The organism is Ignavibacteria bacterium (assembly GCA_025612375.1).
Classification (GTDB): domain Bacteria; phylum Bacteroidota; class Ignavibacteria; order Ignavibacteriales; family SURF-24; genus JAAXKN01.
Genome location: JAAXKN010000130.1, coordinates 1 through 1,198, shown reverse-complemented (window position 1 = coordinate 1,198; position 1,198 = coordinate 1). Strand labels below are relative to the sequence as shown.

At 49.5% G+C, this 1,198-nt stretch carries 1 rRNA gene; it reads right to left on the bottom strand.

The features are described 5' to 3' along the window. Window positions 1-1,198: ribosomal RNA gene (locus HF312_21660) — 23S ribosomal RNA — on the bottom strand; the annotation flags it as partial.

Below are 1,198 nucleotides of genomic sequence, written 5' to 3'. Positions count from 1 at the left end.
GCTTCGTCGTTTTAAGAATGCTCCTCTACCAATTACACTTATGTGTAATTCCACAGCTTCGGTGTCGTGTTTTAGCCCCGGACATTTTCGGCGCAGGACCTCTCGACTAGTGAGCTATTACGCACTCTTTGAATGTATGGCTGCTTCTAAGCCAACATCCTAGTTGTCTCTGAAATCCCACATCCTTTTCCACTTAACACGCACTTTGGGACCTTAGCCGGTGGTCTGGGCTCTTTCCCTTTTGACTACCCAACTTATCTCGTGCAGTCTGACTCCCGTACATCATCTATGCGGCATTCGGAGTTTGATATTCTTTGGTAAGCTTTGACGCCCCCTAGGAAATTCAGTGCTCTACCTCCGCTAGACTAATACGAGGCTAGCCCTAAAGCTATTTCGAGGAGAACCAGCTATCTCCGGGTTCGATTGGAATTTCTCCCCTATCCACACCTCATCCCCACCCTTTTCAACGGATGTGGGTTCGGTCCTCCAACGCCTTTTACGGCATCTTCAACCTGGACATGGATAGATCACCCGGTTTCGGGTCTACGTATACTGACTATGGCGCCCTATTCAGACTTGGTTTCCCTTCGGCTCCGAACCTTAAGTTCTTAACCTTGCCAGCATCCGTAACTCGCCGGACCGTTCTACAAAAAGTACGCGGTTCCCCATATAAAGAGGTTCCACAGCTTGTAAACACAGGGTTTCAGGTTCTCTTTCACTCCCCTCCCGGGGTCCTTTTCACCTTTCCTTCACAGTACTATGCGCTATCGGTCACTAAGGAGTATTTAGCCTTACGGGGTGGTCCCCGCTCATTCCATCAAGGTTTCTCGTGTCTCGATGTACTCTGGATACCGCCATGTCAATTCGTCTTTCGCTTACGGGGCTTTCACCCTCTTTGGCTGGCTTTCCCAAAACCATTCTGCTAAATTCGTTGAATCAATTATGCGGTCCGAACCCCAGGGTGCACGCACCCTGGTTTGGGCTCTTTCCATTTCGCTCGCCGCTACTTTGGAAATCGATTTTTCTTTCTCTTCCTCCGGCTACTTAGATGTTTCAGTTCACCGGGTTCCCTCCATACACCTATGTATTCAGTGCATGGTGACAGGAGTCTTTCCTGCCGGGTTTCCCCATTCAGACATCCACGGATCAAAGGATATTTGCTCCTCCCCGTGGCTTTTCGCAGCTTATCACGTCTTTC